The organism is Pseudoroseomonas cervicalis ATCC 49957 (genome assembly GCF_000164635.1).
Classification (GTDB): Bacteria; Pseudomonadota; Alphaproteobacteria; order Acetobacterales; family Acetobacteraceae; genus Pseudoroseomonas; species Pseudoroseomonas cervicalis.
In genome coordinates, this window is the sequence record NZ_GG771184.1 from 1 (window position 1) to 676 (window position 676).

At 77.7% G+C, this 676-nt stretch carries 1 protein-coding gene; it reads left to right on the top strand.

Annotated elements, in window-relative coordinates; translation table 11 throughout:
- Positions 1 to 646 (top strand): CheB methylesterase domain-containing protein (locus tag HMPREF0731_RS22475; protein WP_007006575.1); only part of this gene is annotated, 646 nt, incomplete at its 5' end.
- Between the last annotated feature and the right edge of the window lie 30 nt (positions 647 to 676).

Below are 676 nucleotides of genomic sequence, written 5' to 3' on the forward strand. Positions count from 1 at the left end.
CCGCCACGCCGCCGCCAGCCGCGCCAGCCGGGGCGCCGCGCCGGGGCTGACGCTGATCGGCGTCTCCACCGGCGGGCCGCGCACGCTGGAGGACATCCTGCCCGAGCTGCCGGCCGACTATCCGCAGGCGGTGCTGGTGGCGCAGCACATGCCGGCGGGCTTCACCGCCTCCTTCGCGCGGCGGCTCGATTCGATCTGCGCGCTGGAGGTGGTGGAGGTCTCGGCGCCGCTGCCGCTGCAGCCCGGCCGCGCCTATATCGGCCGCGGCGAGGCCGACCTGGTGGTGGAGCGCCGCCTCGGCCGGCTGGTGGCCAATGCCGTGCGCGCCGATGCCAGCCTGTGGCACCCGAGCGTCGACCGCCTGGTGCGCAGCGCCCTCGGCTTGGTGCCGCCGGCGGCGCTGATCGGCGTGCAGCTCACCGGCATGGGCGATGACGGCGCGGCGGCGATGGCCGAGCTGCGCCGGCTGGGCGGCCGCACTATCGCCGAGAGCGAGGAGACGGCGGCGGTGTTCGGCATGCCGGCCGAGCTGATCCGCCGTGGCGGCGCGACCGAGGTGCTGCCCTGCGACCGCATCGCCGCCAAGCTGCGGCACTGGGCCAGCGGCGGGCCGGCGGCGGGGAGGGCCGGGCGATGGGATTGCTGAAGGCGCGCCAGGGCCGGGGGGCACCGGCCT